A 14,664-nucleotide genomic window follows, 5' to 3' on the forward strand; every position below is an offset into this window, starting at 1 on the left:
TGGCATGCCGATCGTTGGCTGGCAACGGCGATTCACCAGGTCACGGGAAGTTTTCGGCCCCGGACTCGCCTTGGCTGCATTCAGGGGTTATGAAACCCGAAACAACGGACGAGCGGGACATTGGACATCACGCCCGAGCAGCATGTGCACGAGGAGGAGGCCGTGAGGGGCGAGCGACGTCCGTCTTTCCGCAGCCTTATCCGCCGGTTCGTGCTGATCGCGGTCGCCCTCGTGCTGCTGCCCTATCTTCTTATCCTCGTCTATGCCCTGCCATTTACGCGTCCCGTCTCGACCATGATGCTTTCGGAGCTTGCCCTGTTTCGCGGCTATGACCGGCGCTGGGTCAGTCTCGACGACATTTCCCCCCATCTTGTCCGATCGGTGATGATGTCGGAGGACGGTCAATTCTGCTCTCATGGCGGGGTCGACTGGACCCAGATGCGCGGCGTGGTCGAGGACGCGCTGGACGGGGAGGCGACAAGAGGGGCTAGCACCATTCCGATGCAGACGGCCAAAAACCTGTTCCTCTGGAACGGGCGCTCCTTCATTCGCAAAGGTCTCGAGCTGCCGCTCGCCATCGGCGCCGACTTCGTCTGGTCGAAGCGGCGGATGATGGAGGTCTATCTCAACATTGCGGAATGGGGGCCGGGCATCTACGGCGCGGAAGCGGCTGCCCAACATCATTTCAAGGTGCCGGCTTCGAAACTGAGCGCCAGACAGGCCGCTCTGCTTGCGGTTTCGCTTCCCAATCCGATTACCCGGGTCGCCAGCAAGCCGGGGAGGGGGCTGCAGCGCCTGGCGGGGGTCATCGAGCGCCGGGCGCGTAATTCCGGCGACTACATCAAATGCATTTATGGCTGAGTTCTCGCGATTTCATTGGTCGTGTCCGGTGTCGCCGACTATAGGCCGGACAAACCAACCGGAGACATGGTCCATGGAAAAGCTCACCCTTTATATCGGCAACAAGAACTATTCCTCCTGGTCCTTCCGTCCGTGGATTGCGATGACGGCCGCAGGTATCGACTTCGAGGAGGTTCTGATCCCCTTCGATTTTCCGGCCGGAAATCCGAAGTTCAAGCCGATCTCGCCAACCGGAAAGGTACCGGTTCTGCACCATGGCGATGTGCGCGTCTGGGAATCTCTCGCCATCATCGAATATGTGGCGGAACTTTTCCCCGACAGGGGCCTCTGGCCAGGGGCTGCCGCCGACCGGGCCGTGGCGCGCTCCATTTCGATGGAAATGATTTCAGGCTTCCGGGCGCTTCGCAATGCGTGCCCGATGAACATCCGCCGGTCGAAGGGCCGGATCAGCCTTCCCGAGGACGTCATGGGCGATGTCGCGCGGATATCGACGATCTGGAGCGGACTGCGCCGGAAGTCCGGCGGGCCGTTCCTGTTCGGCGAATTCTCGGCGGCCGACGCGGTGTTCGCTCCGGTGGTCAACAGGTTCGAGGCCTATGATCTCGTGTCGAATGCCGACACGCTTGCCTATATGGCCTCCGTGAAGTCCCATCCGGCCTGGATAAAGTGGCAGGAGGCGGCGCTTCGGGAAACCTGGATCGTGCCCGAAGACGAGGCTTGAGTCGGGAATCTCGAAAAAATCCTGGCGGGGACTGGTCAAAGCCCTGCCGGGCATGTATAAGCCCGCCAAATTTCCGAGATCGAGACGTGATGAGTTCGGCCTCAGTTCCGGCCGGGGATCATGTCTTGCACGAAGTGGAGTAACGAAAATGGCTGTACCGAAGAGAAAAACGAGCCCGTCGAAGCGCGGTATGCGCCGTTCCGCCGACGCACTCAAGGCTCCGACCTATATCGAAGACAAGAACTCCGGCGAACTGCGCCGTCCGCATCATATCGACCTGAAGACCGGTATGTATCGCGGCCGTCAGGTCCTGACGCCGAAGGAAAACGCATAAGCGTTTTCGCAGGCGTTCGCTCGAAGGGCCGGCTTTGCCGGCCTTTTTTGTTTTTCGACATCTTGCGGAAAGCACAGGCAGGCATCACGGTCCGGCCTCGTTGATTTTCCGTGCTCCGGAGCCGCTCATGCTCGCCGCATTGCCATTGATGATCATTCCGCTCGTCCTCTACAACCTCGCCATGCTCGGCATTCTGGGAGGCGGAGGCGTTGGGGCGCTCGGCAATACGGTCAGTTCGTTGCAGATGCTTTCCGGCGCCGTCTGGACGATGACGGTCGGCGACGTGCTGATTGTCGTCGCCCTTGTCTTCCTCTTCGTCGAAATCCTGAAGGCGAGCCGCAACGGCCGCGGCTCGCTGCTCAACCACATGCTGTCGATGCTGGTTTTCGTCGCCTATCTGGTGGAGTTCCTGCTGGTGCAGGATGCTGCCACGCAGATTTTCTTCATCCTGATGACGATCACCTTCGTCGATGTCATCGGCGGCTTTGCCGTTGCGATCCGCTCGGCCGGCCGTGACGTGTCGATCGGGCTCTGAGCCTAAAGATTGTCCAGCCGGCTCTGAAGGTTGCGAAGCTGTTCCTTCAGCTCGTCTATATCCTTGGAATCCGCCTTCTTGGCGGTGGGCGCCGGCGGCTGGGCGGTGAAGGGGGAGAACATCTGCATGGCCTGACGGAACATTTCCGTGTTGCGCCGCACCTGCTCTTCCATCATCTGCATGGGAACCTGAAGGTTCTTGCCGAGCGGCGTGTCGCCGAAGGCGCGCGTCATCTGCTCCCGCATCTGGGCCTGCTGGTCGGTAAAGGCTTTCATCGAGTGTTCGAGGAAAGTCGGCACGACCATCTGCATCTGGTCGCCGTAGTATGAAATCAATTGCCGGAGGAACGAGATCGGCAGGAGCGTGTTGCCGGTCTTCGATTCCTGCTCGAAGATAATCTGTGTCAGCACCGAATGGGTGATGTCCTCGCCGGTCTTGGCGTCCTGGACGACGAACTCCTCGCCCTTCTTCACCATCTTCGCCAGATCTTCGAGGGTCACGTATGTGCTGGTGCCCGTATTATAGAGGCGCCGGTTGGCATATTTCTTGATTATGATTTCGCCTTCGGTTTTCGCCATGATTGCCTCCTCATCCCTTCAATATGGTTTGGTTATTATCGAACGGCATGCTTCTCCCGACAGGAATGTAAGCCTAAATGATGGGGACTTACAATCGATTTGTGCGGCGCGGTGGCCGCTTTGTTGCGCAGCAAACCCACGAAATCTAAGGGGCATTTTCGAGAAAGCCGGCTGGTTCTCGCAGATGTTTGACTCTGCGGCCAAGCTTTGCCAGTCTCAACGACAAATATCGGGACAAGAGGAGACGTCCAATGACCAATCCATCCATCGTGATCGCGTCCGCCGGCCGTACGGCGGTCGGCTCGTTCAATGGTGCTTTCGCCAATATCCCCGCTCATGAACTGGGTGCAGCCGCGGTCAAGGGAGCGCTTGCGCGCGCCGGCGTCGATGCGTCCGAGGTGGATGAGGTCATCCTCGGGCAGGTCCTGCCGGCCGGCGAAGGGCAGAACCCCGCCCGCCAGGCGGCGATGAAGGCAGGCGTTCCGAAGGAGGCGACCGCCTGGGGCGTCAACCAGCTCTGCGGTTCGGGCCTGCGCGCCGTGGCGCTCGGCATGCAGCAGATCGCGCTCGGCGACGCGAAGATCATCGTGGCCGGCGGGCAGGAATCCATGTCCATGGCGCCGCATTGCGCCCACCTGCGCGGCGGGGTGAAGATGGGCGACTTCAAGATGATCGACACGATGATCAAGGACGGCCTGACGGACGCCTTCCACGGCTATCACATGGGCATCACGGCGGAGAATATCGCCCGTCAGTGGCAGCTCTCCCGCGAGGAGCAGGACCTGTTCGCCGTCTCGTCGCAGAACAAGGCGGAGGCCGCCCAGGTTGCCGGCCGCTTCAAGGACGAGATCATTCCCTTCGTCGTCCAGACCAGGAAGGGTGACGTCACCGTCGAGAACGACGAATATATCCGCGCCGGCGCCACGCTCGAGGCCATGGCGAAGCTCCGCCCGGCCTTCGACAAGGAAGGCTCTGTCACCGCAGGCAACGCCTCCGGCCTCAACGACGGCGCCGCTGCTGCCGTGCTGATGACCGAGGAAGAAGCTGCCCGCCGCGGCATCACGCCCCTGGTCCGGATCGTCTCCTGGGCGACGGCCGGCGTCGATCCGCAGATCATGGGCACGGGGCCGATTCCGGCATCCCGCAAGGCTCTCGAAAAGGCCGGCTGGAAGATCGGCGACCTCGATCTCGTCGAGGCGAACGAGGCCTTCGCGGCCCAGTCCTGCGCCGTCACCAAGGACCTTGGCCTCGACCCGTCGATCGTCAACGTCAATGGCGGCGCGATTGCAATCGGCCACCCGATCGGTGCCTCCGGCGCGCGCATCCTCAACACGCTGCTCTTCGAGATGAAGCGGCGCGGTGCGAAGAAGGGGCTTGCCACCCTTTGCATCGGCGGCGGCATGGGCGTCGCCATGTGCCTTGAGGCGATGTGATACGCCGGCGCAGCTATGGATAGCTCCGCCGTCGTCGCAAAACTTCGCGGCGGGGCTATCGCCCTGACAAAAGCATGTCAAAATCGGTAAGTATCCGGTCACATAGAAGGACCGGATCAACATGGAAGGGGAAGACGTCATGAGCAGGGTGGCATTGGTTTCTGGAGGAACGCGCGGGATCGGTGCCGCGATCTCCGTCGCATTGAAGGCCGCAGGTTATCGCGTCGCCGCCAATTTCGCCGGCAACGAGGAGAAGGCGAAAGCCTTCCACGACGAAACCGGTATTCCCGCCTTCAAGTGGGACGTATCCGACTATCAAGCCTGCGTCGAAGGCATAGCGAAGGTGGAAGCTGCGCTCGGGCCGGTCGAGGTGCTCGTCAACAATGCCGGCATCACGCGCGACGGCATGTTCCACAAGATGACGCCGGAGCAGTGGAACGAGGTGATCGGCACCAATCTCACCGGTCTTTTCAACATGACGCATCCGATCTGGAGCGGCATGCGCGACCGCGGTTTTGGCCGGATCATCAACATATCCTCCATCAATGGGCAGAAAGGGCAGATGGGGCAGGTGAACTATTCCGCCGCCAAGGCCGGCGATCTCGGCTTCACCAAGGCTCTGGCCCAGGAAGGGGCGGCGAAAAACATCACCGTCAACGCGATCTGCCCGGGTTATATCGCCACCGAGATGGTGCGGGCGGTGCCCGAGAAGGTGCTCAACGAGCGGATCATTCCGCAAATTCCGGTCGGCCGCCTCGGCGAGCCGGAAGAAATCGCCCGTTGCGTGGTTTTCCTTGCTTCCGACGAGGCGGGTTTCATCACGGGTTCGACGCTTACGGCCAACGGCGGGCAATTCTTCGCCGGCTGACGACCGTGCGTTAACTTCCGGCATTCTGGGCGCGGGGCAAGGGCCCTCGTTCCGCATTTCTATGGTTAACGATTTGTTTTTCCACGACATATTGCGGTGAACAAATCGGGAAAGAAACGATGTCGCCGATTCGTCAGCGATTCGTTCCGGCTTTGGTCGGAAGGTTAACGCCGCGGTCTCTGGCGTAAAGAAAAACCGGCGCCGATCGTTCCGGCGCCGGTTCCGAAAGCCTCGGCTCAGCCGGTATCAGCGGCAGCGAGCCTCGTAGGTGCGGCCGTAACGGTCGCGATAAACGCAATAGCCGCGGCGCTTTTCGGATTCGCCGATTGCAGCGCCGACCAGGCCGCCGGCAACCGCGCCGACTGCTGCGCCACCCCAGCTATTGGTAACAGCGCCACCGATTACGGCACCGGAGGCCGCGCCGATTGCGGTGCCTTTTTCAGTGGAGGTGCAGGAGGCGAGCGTGCCGATCATGCAGCCTACAATCAGAATCTTCTTCATGTTACTTCCCTTCCCTTGTGACATACGGCTACGCCGTTCTTAGATCCTGCCCATCAGCAACAGGATGATGATAATCAGGACGACGAGGCCCAATCCGCCTGACGGACCGTAGCCCCAACCTCGGCTATAACCCCAATTCGGCAATGCGCCAATCAGGAGTAGGATGAGGATGATGAGTAATACGGTTCCGAGCATGACTTTTCCACTCCGCAAGACAATCCCGTACGGATCTGGCCAGTACGGATTTGGCGAAGAAACGTGGCTTTGCGATTTTTGTTCCAGTTTCGCAGGACTGGCGGCTCACATGTGGTTAAAGGCCGTTAGCCAACGTTAATGAAGCCGATCCGGATTCGCAGGGCGTCCATCGATCCGGTACTTTTCTTGCGTCCGGCCACGAAGCGGACCTACTACATGTTGTGAGAACAGAACGGGAAAAAGAGGATGTGAGCGATTCGTCTGTGATTCGTTCCGCCTTTGGCCCGAATCTTAATTTCACGGGACGGCGGTGCGTGAAGTTGTTGAATCCGTTGAAAAAAGGTTAACCATATCAACACATTGACTCTTTCGATTCTCTGTGAAAGCGCGCCCATGGATCGAGTTCGCATCCCGTGCCGGCGTGAATCCCAACGAGATTCACGATGTCGTGGCGCAAAGCGGAGCAACATCAATATATAGCCGTGAACAAAGGCTGAATCCTTTGGAGTCTGCGATTCGTCTCCGATTCGTTCGCGTCTGTTCCTTCGCCAGCGGAAAGCGGGCCGATCCGCCACGATTCGATCCCCCGGGAAAGAGATTCTCCGACCGCAAAACCATTCTTCAGGCTTGCGTTTGCCAGCGGGGATCGCCATGTGTGGCATGGTCCGATTTTTTGCCGGGGGTGGAAACCAGGGCCGTATGTGATGCGCGGAACTTTGCCTTGAACTTCCAGCCCATGATGCTCAGCGGGCGCGGCGTCACCGCCGTTCTCGGTCCCACCAATACAGGCAAGACTCACTATGCCATCGAGCGCATGGTGGCGCACGGCACGGGCGTGATCGGCCTGCCGCTCCGGCTTCTCGCGCGCGAGGTCTACACCCGGCTTGTGGAAAAGGTCGGCGTCTCTCAGGTGGCGCTTGTGACCGGGGAAGAGAAGATCACACCGCCCAATGCCCGCTTTTCGGTCTGCACCGTGGAGGCGATGCCGCGCGAGACGCGGGCATCGTTCGTTGCGATCGACGAGGTCCAGCTCGCGGGCGATCTGGAGCGTGGCCATATCTTCACCGATCGCATCCTGCATCTGCGCGGCCGCGACGAAACCCTTCTGCTCGGCGCGGCCACCATGCGGCCCATCCTTGAAAAGCTGCTTTCCGGGATCACCGTCATCGAGCGTCCGCGCCTGTCGCAGCTCTTTTATGCGGGCCAGAAAAAGATCACGCGTCTGCCGCAGCGATCGGCGATCGTGGCGTTTTCGGCCGATGAGGTGTATGCGATCGCGGAGCTCATTCGCCGTCAGCGCGGCGGTGCCGCGGTCGTGCTCGGGGCGCTCAGCCCGCGCACCCGCAATGCCCAGGTCGGCCTTTATCAGTCAGGGGACGTGGAATATCTCGTCGCGACGGATGCGATCGGCATGGGCCTCAACCTCGACGTCGATCATGTCGCCTTCGCGCAGGATCGGAAATTCGACGGTTATCAGTTCCGCAATCTCACTCCTGCCGAACTCGGCCAGGTCGCCGGCCGCGCCGGCCGACACGTTCGGGACGGCACTTTCGGCGTGACCGGTCAGGTGGCGCCGTTCGACGAGGAACTGGTGGAGCGAATCGAAGGGCACCAGTTCGACCAGGTAAAGGTGCTGCAATGGCGTTCGAAAGATCTCGACTTTTCCTCCCTCAGGGCCTTGCGCGAAAGTCTGGATGCTGCCCCGACCGTGCCGGGGCTCACTCGCGCGCTGCCCGCCACCGATAGCCAGGCCCTTGACCATCTTGCGCGCTATCCGGAGATCCGGGACACTGCGACGACGTCCGAACAGGTCCAAAAACTCTGGGAAGCCTGCGCTTTGCCGGATTATCGCCGGATTGCGCCTGCGCAGCACGCGGACCTTATTTCGACTCTTTTTTCCGATCTTGTGCGCCACGGCACAGTAAACGAGGACTTCATGGCGGAACAGGTCCGTCGTGCCGACCGGACCGATGGCGAGATCGACACGCTGTCGGCCCGTATCGCGCAGATCAGGACCTGGACCTATGTCTCCAATCGTCCCGGTTGGCTTGCCGATCCGACACACTGGCAAGAAAAGACACGGGAAATAGAGGATAGGTTGTCGGACGCGCTACATGAAAGGTTGACGAAACGCTTTGTTGATCGCAGGACATCTGTGCTCATGAAGCGCCTGAGAGAGAATGCGATGCTGGAAGCTGAAATCAGTGTGAATGGTGATGTCTTTGTGGAGGGACATCACGTCGGGCAGTTGGCCGGGTTCCGGTTCACGCCTGTCGCGGGAGCCGAGGGACCTGACGCCAAGGCGGTGCAGGCGGCCGCCCAGAAAGCGCTGGCGCTCGAATTCGAGGCGAGGGCCGCACGGCTCTATGCGTCCGGCAACAGCGATCTTGCCGTCGGTTCGGACGGTTTCGTGCGCTGGGTCGGCGAGCCTGTCGCCCGTCTTTCGGCGAGCGACCACGTCATGCGCCCGCGCGTCATCCTTCTGTCGGACGAGCAGCTTACCGGCAATGCACGCGAGCATGTGCTTGCCCGCATCGAGCGCTTCGTCAACCATCACATCGCCACGGTCCTGAAGCCGCTCGACGATCTGTCGCGGGCGGAGGACCTGCAGGGGCTGGCGAAGGGGCTGGCTTTCCAGCTCGTCGAGAGCCTCGGCGTGCTCTTCCGTCGCGACGTTGCGGAAGAGGTGAAGACGCTCGACCAGGATGCGCGCGCCTCGATGCGCCGCTATGGCATCCGTTTCGGCGCCTATCACGTTTTCATGCCTGCCTTGCTGAAGCCCGCGCCGGCCGAGCTGATCACGCTTCTCTGGGCGCTGAAGAACGACGGTCTCGACAAGCCGGGTTACGGTGACCTCATCCCCGCGCTTGCGGCGGGTCGCACCTCCGTCGTTGCCGATCCGGGCTTCGAGCGGATGTTCTACAAGCTGGCGGGGTTCCGTTTCCTCGGCAAGCGCGCAGTGCGCATCGATATCCTGGAGCGTCTGGCGGATCTCATCCGGCCGCTGCTTCAGTGGAAGCCGGGCGCGACGAGCCGTCCGGAAGGCGCCTATGACGGTCGCCGTTTCATGACGACCACCGCGATGCTTTCCATTCTCGGCGCGACGCCCGACGATATGGAGGAAATCCTGAAGGGTCTCGGTTATCGCGCCGATTCCGTGAAGGCTGAGGAAGCACAGGCTTTCCTTGCCAGCCAGGACTCGAGCGCTGCAGGCGCAGCCACCGCGGCTCCGGCGGCAGATGTGCCGGAAACCGCCGAGACCGACGATGCGGACGCCGGCGAGACAACCGAGGCTTTGCCGGAAACGGTTGTCGTTTCTGTTCCGGCCGAAGTTGCGGCGGAGCCGGAAGCCGGCGAAGCGGCCGCCGTCGCCGAAGTGGCCGAGGCTGCAAAGCCTGTCGAACCCGAAGAACCGAAACCGGTCCTGCTCTGGCGGCCGGGCGGCGGACGCGACGCCAACCAGCGTGGGGGCGGTCGTCCGCAGCATGGCGATCGCCGCGGTCATGGCGGCCAGCGTCAGGCGAATGGCGAAGCGGGCCAGGGCCGGCGGGACGACCGTCAGCGCGACGATCGCAGAGGCGGCGAGCGCCGTGACGCTCGTCAGGATGGCGATCGGGAACGGAACGAGGGCGGCAGGCCGAACCGCGAGAATAACCGTCGGCCGGACAACAACAACCGCGGCGATCGCCCCAACCGCGGGGAGCGCTTCGAGAACGGTCCGCGGCAGGATCGAAACGAACGCGGCAAAGGGCCGCAGCCGGCGCGTTTCGAGGCCAGGCCGCCACGCAAGGAAAAGCCGATCGACCCGGATTCCCCCTTTGCAAAACTTGCAGCTCTCAAGGAGCAGATGAAGAAGTGAGGCCATGACGGAAAAGGGCCAACAGGACGGTTCGCGCCAGCGTATCGACAAGTGGCTCTTCTTCGCCCGCGTGGTGAAGTCCCGTTCTCTGGCCCAGTCGCTGATTGCGGCCGGAGCGGTCACGCTGAACGGAGGGGCCTGCAATCAGCCGAGCCGGACGATCAAGGCCGGCGACCGGATCGAGCTTCTTCTCGATCGGCGGGACATCGTCCTTGTCGTGCGGGCCGCTGGGGATCGTCGCGGCCCTTTCGAGGAGGCGAGGTCGCTCTACGACGACCTGACCCCGCCGCCGGATGAACAGAGAAGGCTCACGCCTTTCGAACGGTCGCAGCGCGGTCTTGGCGCGGGAGGGTCCGGTAAGGGAGAGCGCTGACGGAAATGGAACCCGGAGAAGGCGGCATCGGCGAATAAAGCTTTCGCTATTCGGCTTCGGCGGGGATTGTTTGTCCTTGCTAAGAAAAGCCAAAGGCTTTACCTGACAGTCGAAAAGCCGGATTGCCTGCCTCCTGTCCTCTTCGCAGTTCAAGGTTTCGCCTTTCCCGGCTTTCCGGTGTGCCGGCAGGTTCTCTGTTGCCGGTGCAGCCGCTGATCCGCGATAGTCTTGGAGTGCCGCATGACGTATGTCGTGACCGACAATTGCATCCGCTGCAAATATACCGACTGTGTCGAGGTTTGCCCGGTCGATTGTTTCTACGAAGGCGAAAACTTCCTCGTCATCCATCCGGATGAATGCATTGATTGTGGTGTCTGCGAACCGGAATGTCCCGCCGAGGCAATCAAGCCGGATACCGAACCGGGCCTCGACAAATGGCTCAAGTTGAATGCGGAATTCGCCCAGGTCTGGCCGAATATAACGGTGAAGCGCGATCCTTTGCCGGAGGCCAGGGAGATGGATGGCGTCGAGAACAAATACGACCAGTTCTTCTCTACCGAGCCCGGAAAAGGCGATTAGTCTCCGCCGGGACGGCATGGCTTGGCGACGGTCCCCGAATCACTCTGCTCTTTTGTTGTGCAGGGGGATGACGTTGCTCTCTGTGCAGGTGCAAAAGCAAATTATTGATTTCCGCACTTTTTTGTGGTAGGAAAAAAGAACTGTTCCACAAGGTGGCACTGGCGTGCCCAAAAAACATCACGAAAGCAACAGATCATCCGAAACGCGGTATCCGTGACATTGCAACGCCCGTATGTTGTCGATCACAGTTCGCGGTGGGGTCTGTTTTTCGCGCGCGTTGGACGGACCAGTATGGAGTGACCCGACGGTTTCCCCCGTCTCATCCGGGCCTGACAGACCCGGTTTCCCCGACCCGAAAAACGGGTGAGTAACAGGGAGTTTGTGAAACGAATGACGACCCAGCAGAAAAAGAATTCTCCCGCCCGCCAAGGTTTCAAGACCGGTGAATCGATTGTTTATCCCGCTCACGGCGTTGGTACGATCACCGCGATCGAAGAGCAAGAGGTAGCGGGCATGAAGCTCGAACTTTTCGTAATTGATTTCGAAAAGGACAAGATGCGCCTCAAGGTGCCGGTCGCAAAAGCCGTCAGCATTGGCATGCGTAAGCTGTCCGAAACGGATTTTGTCGAACGCGCCCTCAAGGTTGTTCAGGGCAAGGCCCGCGTGAAGCGCACCATGTGGTCGCGCCGCGCCCAGGAATATGATGCCAAGATCAATTCCGGTGATCTGATATCGATCGCCGAGGTGGTCCGCGACCTTTATCGCGCCGAGAACCAGCCGGAGCAGTCCTATTCCGAGCGTCAGCTCTACGAGGCTGCCCTTGACCGCATGGCTCGTGAAATCGCAGCCGTGAACAAGATGTCCGAAACGGAAGCCGTTCGTCTCGTCGAGGTCAACCTCGCCAAGGGACCGAAGCGCGGCAAGACGATCGAGGAAGACGAGGCCCAGGAAGAGGCGGCCTGATTTTCTCCTGCCTCAAGATTTTTTAAAAGCCCGGCCTTGAGCCGGGTTTTTTCTTGGAACTTTTTCAGATCTCCCGCGTTTTCTCGCCGGATGGCGAACTGACGCTGTGTCGACGCAGCTTCCGTTTGTTTCCCGATACGCATTGCGGGGGATATCCGGGCTTTCGGGCCGATGTGTTCCCTCCGCGAAACCAAAATTGAGGGGAGCAGAGGCGAGCACTCTTCCAACACGCATCCACCGGTCGTGTGCGACAGCGAAGCTTGTCATTGCTGCTTTTGTCGGATCAGCCCGTTCCACGGAGAACACGATGACAGCCATGTCCGCAGACCGCACCATGATCAAGATTGCAATGTCGGCTCCCTATCTCGCCCGGGAGGAGGAGCGCGATCTGGCGGTCCGCTGGAAGGACGATCGCGACCAGGATGCGCGCAACCAGATCGCGTTGGCCCATATGCGTCTCGTCATCGCCATGGCATCCAAGTTCCGCGGCTTCGGTTTGCCGATGAGCGACCTCGTTCAAGAAGGCTATGTAGGGCTGCTCGAAGCGGCGGCAAGGTTTGAACCGGCCCGTGACGTGCGTTTTTCCACTTACGCAAGCTGGTGGATTCGCGCCTCCATGCAGGATTATATTCTGCGCAACTGGTCGATCGTGCGTGGCGGCACCAGTTCCGCGCAGAAGGCGCTGTTCTTCAACCTGCGGCGGCTGCGCGCCAAGCTCGCGCGCGGCGACAGCAATCTGACGGCGCGCGCCATCCATGAGGAGATCGCCGTCGCCCTTGGCGTCAGCGTGGCCGATGTCCAGACCATGGATGCACGCCTTTCCGGCAACGACGCCTCGCTGCAGGCGCCTTCCATCGCCGGCGATGCGGACAGCGGCGAGCGGTTGGATCTGCTGGCGAGCGCCGAGCCGCTGCCGGACGAGCAGGTTTCCGGCATGATCGACGGGGAACGACGCCTGAAATGGCTGCAGGGCGCCCTGACCAAGCTCAACGACCGGGAAAAGAAGATCATCCGTGCCCGTCGCCTGACGGATGAGGGTGCGACGCTGGAAGCGCTCGGCGCCGAGCTTGGCATTTCCAAGGAACGCGTCCGCCAGATCGAAAGCCGCGCCATAGAGAAGCTCAAGACGGCTCTCGTTTCCGCCAATCCGCAGATGGCGGCCGCCTGCTGAGGCGGCACGTATCTATTCCGAGATGATCTTGACCTTCTGGCCCGGCGATACCGTGGCGGCGACCGGCAGCGCATTGATCAGCTTGAAGAGGTCGAGCTTGCGATCCGTACCCATCATGCGGCTGGCGAGGGAAGCGACCGTATCGCCCTGGACAACCGTGACGATGCGAACCCGCAGCGGCTTCAGGGCGGCGATCTCTTCCCGCGTCATCCGGCGGAAGCTTGCCCGCAACAGGTCGGCCGACGTCTGCAGGGCGGCGCTACCCTTGGGAACGGCGGTGAGGAAGCGGAAGATCTGTTTGTCGACGCGGATGACGGTGACATCGAAATCCCAGCGGTCGGCGGAAGCGCGCGCGGTCGCGGCAGGCAGCCCGTTCACCTGGATTTCATGTACCGTCTCCGGCTGCAGGCCGGCCACCCAGCCGCTCGTCAGGTAGTTGGTGAGGCTGTTGTTGTCACTGGCGGCGACCCCGTCGAAACGGATGGCCGTTTCCCCCGGGCCGGTCGCCAGGACGGCCTCCACCTTGTTGTCGATGCGAAAATCGGGCGGAACATCGAAACGGATTCCCAGGTTGCCGTGAAGGAACGTCTGTCCCCGAACATAACCTTCCTGAGGGCTGTCGCCATAGAGCAGGCCGTCGATGCCGGCGAGATAATAGTCGCGTCCCTTGTCGCCGACGCTTCCCTCCTGGCCGAAATTGCGGGCATGGCGCCGGGCAAGGTCTACGCGCTGGGCGGAATTCGGGTGGCTAGACAGGAAGTCCAGGCTTTGATCGCTATCCGGGTCGACGGCGGAATAGCGGGCATAGGCGGCCATGGAGTCCAGGAAGCGGGCGGCGGCGTAGGGATCGTAGCCGGCTTCACCCAGCATCCTTACGCCGATGACGTCCGCCTGCAATTCCTGCTGACGGGAGAAGGCCGCGAGACGCAGCTTGCCCCGGGCAAGCGCCTGCTTGCCGGCGAGGTCGCTGGAGAGCACCTCGGCGACCACGCGGCTCGCAATCACTTCCGCCTCTTCGCGTCGCTGCCGCTCGATGCCGTGGTTGGCGGTTACGTGCCCCATTTCGTGTGAAAGCACCGCGGCGACCTCGGATGCGTCGTTGGCGAGCGCCAGCAGGCCACGCGTCACGTAGAGATAGCCGCCCGGCAGGGCGAAGGCGTTGATCGCCGGGGAATTCAGGATCGTGATGCGGAAGGATTGGCTCGGGTTTTCCGAGACCGCCGTCAGCGCGCCGGCGATGCGGGCGACCAGCCGCTCGGTTTTTGCATCGCGATATTCGCCGCCGTAGCTTGCGACGATACGGGGATGTTCCCGAGCGCCCATCTGCGCTCGCGGATCGTTCTTCTGCACCTCATCGACGATCTGCGGCTTGTCCGAAGGTGAGACGTTCGGCGTATAGGCCTGTTCGAAGACCGATTGGCAACCGGTCAGCACGGCGCCGCCGAGCAGCAGGGTGCTCAGGACCCGGAAGCCCAGCATGAAGCGGCTTCGCTGCAAGATTGCTCCGCTTGCCGTATCGCGCCTCATCGTCCTCGTGTTTCGCACCATCATTCCCAAGGTCCGCCTCCGGCTTCGGAGAGGCTTTCTCGACCCAAGCCGGTCCTTCTTCCATGTACGCTAAGCGATTCTCGCGTTGCATGCACAGATATCCCAATGAGATATGTCTTACCGGCGCGTTTGCAAAGAGAAATCC

At 61.3% G+C, this 14,664-nt stretch carries 15 protein-coding genes; 11 read left to right on the forward strand and 4 right to left on the reverse strand.

Going from position 1 to position 14,664, the window contains the following annotated elements; all coding sequences use genetic code 11:
• The first annotated feature begins 162 nt into the window (after positions 1–162).
• The 4 genes from mtgA (at position 163) to ACFFP0_RS12780 (ending at position 2,451) form a co-directional block, all read left to right on the forward strand.
• Positions 163–861 (forward strand): monofunctional biosynthetic peptidoglycan transglycosylase, encoded by a 699-nt coding sequence (gene mtgA, locus ACFFP0_RS12765; protein ID WP_377261293.1) that lies wholly within the window; start codon positions 163–165, stop codon positions 859–861.
• A 73-nt stretch (positions 862–934) separates the two neighbouring features.
• Entirely contained in the window at positions 935–1,582 is a 648-nt protein-coding gene (locus ACFFP0_RS12770; RefSeq protein WP_377261089.1) for a glutathione S-transferase family protein, read from the forward strand.
• Positions 1,583–1,730: 148 nt separating this feature from the next.
• Entirely contained in the window at positions 1,731–1,916 is a 186-nt protein-coding gene (rpmF, locus tag ACFFP0_RS12775) for a 50S ribosomal protein L32 (RefSeq protein WP_003535764.1), read from the forward strand.
• Positions 1,917–2,043: 127 nt separating this feature from the next.
• Positions 2,044–2,451: a hypothetical protein gene (locus ACFFP0_RS12780; protein ID WP_377261097.1), complete on the forward strand. Its 408-nt coding sequence runs from the start codon at positions 2,044–2,046 to the stop codon at positions 2,449–2,451.
• Positions 2,452–2,453: 2 nt separating this feature from the next.
• Here the strand turns inward: ACFFP0_RS12780 and phaR are convergent, their stop codons facing one another.
• Entirely contained in the window at positions 2,454–3,029 is a 576-nt protein-coding gene (gene phaR, locus ACFFP0_RS12785; protein WP_377261099.1) for a polyhydroxyalkanoate synthesis repressor PhaR, read from the reverse strand.
• Positions 3,030–3,280: 251 nt separating this feature from the next.
• On the opposite strand from phaR, the gene ACFFP0_RS12790 reads away from it, so the two are divergent.
• Entirely contained in the window at positions 3,281–4,462 is a 1,182-nt protein-coding gene (locus ACFFP0_RS12790; RefSeq protein WP_377261101.1) for an acetyl-CoA C-acetyltransferase, read from the forward strand.
• 139 nt (positions 4,463–4,601) lie between these two features.
• The gene (locus tag ACFFP0_RS12795) at positions 4,602–5,330 is read left to right on the forward strand and encodes a beta-ketoacyl-ACP reductase (protein ID WP_377261104.1); all 729 of its coding nucleotides are present in this window, start codon (positions 4,602–4,604) and stop codon (positions 5,328–5,330) included.
• 246 nt (positions 5,331–5,576) lie between these two features.
• On the opposite strand, the gene ACFFP0_RS12800 is transcribed toward ACFFP0_RS12795, so the two are convergent.
• Together ACFFP0_RS12800 and ACFFP0_RS12805 are read right to left on the reverse strand one after the other, a co-directional pair.
• Positions 5,577–5,831: a YMGG-like glycine zipper-containing protein gene (locus tag ACFFP0_RS12800; RefSeq protein WP_377261106.1), complete on the reverse strand. Its 255-nt coding sequence runs from the start codon at positions 5,829–5,831 to the stop codon at positions 5,577–5,579.
• Positions 5,832–5,870: 39 nt separating this feature from the next.
• A complete protein-coding gene (locus ACFFP0_RS12805; RefSeq protein WP_081952972.1) occupies positions 5,871–6,026 on the reverse strand; it encodes a DUF3309 family protein in 156 nt (51 codons plus the stop codon).
• Between the two features lie 736 nt (positions 6,027–6,762).
• On the opposite strand from ACFFP0_RS12805, the gene ACFFP0_RS12810 reads away from it, so the two are divergent.
• The 5 genes from ACFFP0_RS12810 (at position 6,763) to ACFFP0_RS12830 (ending at position 12,971) form a co-directional block, all read left to right on the forward strand.
• The gene (locus tag ACFFP0_RS12810; protein WP_377261296.1) at positions 6,763–9,885 is read left to right on the forward strand and encodes a helicase-related protein; all 3,123 of its coding nucleotides are present in this window, start codon (positions 6,763–6,765) and stop codon (positions 9,883–9,885) included.
• Positions 9,886–9,889: 4 nt separating this feature from the next.
• The gene (locus ACFFP0_RS12815; protein WP_377261109.1) at positions 9,890–10,258 is read left to right on the forward strand and encodes an RNA-binding S4 domain-containing protein; all 369 of its coding nucleotides are present in this window, start codon (positions 9,890–9,892) and stop codon (positions 10,256–10,258) included.
• A 240-nt stretch (positions 10,259–10,498) separates the two neighbouring features.
• Positions 10,499–10,837 (forward strand): ferredoxin FdxA, encoded by a 339-nt coding sequence (gene fdxA / locus ACFFP0_RS12820; protein WP_377261111.1) that lies wholly within the window; start codon positions 10,499–10,501, stop codon positions 10,835–10,837.
• A gap of 390 nt (positions 10,838–11,227) precedes the next feature.
• Positions 11,228–11,800, forward strand: a complete 573-nt coding sequence (locus ACFFP0_RS12825) for a CarD family transcriptional regulator (protein WP_377261113.1) — start codon at positions 11,228–11,230, stop codon at positions 11,798–11,800.
• Between the two features lie 307 nt (positions 11,801–12,107).
• A complete protein-coding gene (locus ACFFP0_RS12830; RefSeq protein WP_377261115.1) occupies positions 12,108–12,971 on the forward strand; it encodes an RNA polymerase factor sigma-32 in 864 nt (287 codons plus the stop codon).
• Positions 12,972–12,983: 12 nt separating this feature from the next.
• Here ACFFP0_RS12830 and ACFFP0_RS12835 read toward each other — a convergent pair whose 3' ends face one another.
• Positions 12,984–14,450 (reverse strand): M48 family metalloprotease, encoded by a 1,467-nt coding sequence (locus ACFFP0_RS12835; RefSeq protein ID WP_377261299.1) that lies wholly within the window; start codon positions 14,448–14,450, stop codon positions 12,984–12,986.
• Positions 14,451–14,664: the final 214 nt, after the last annotated feature.

It is taken from the genome of Neorhizobium puerariae, assembly GCF_042429745.1.
In the GTDB taxonomy this organism is placed as follows: Bacteria; Pseudomonadota; Alphaproteobacteria; order Rhizobiales; family Rhizobiaceae; genus Neorhizobium; species Neorhizobium puerariae.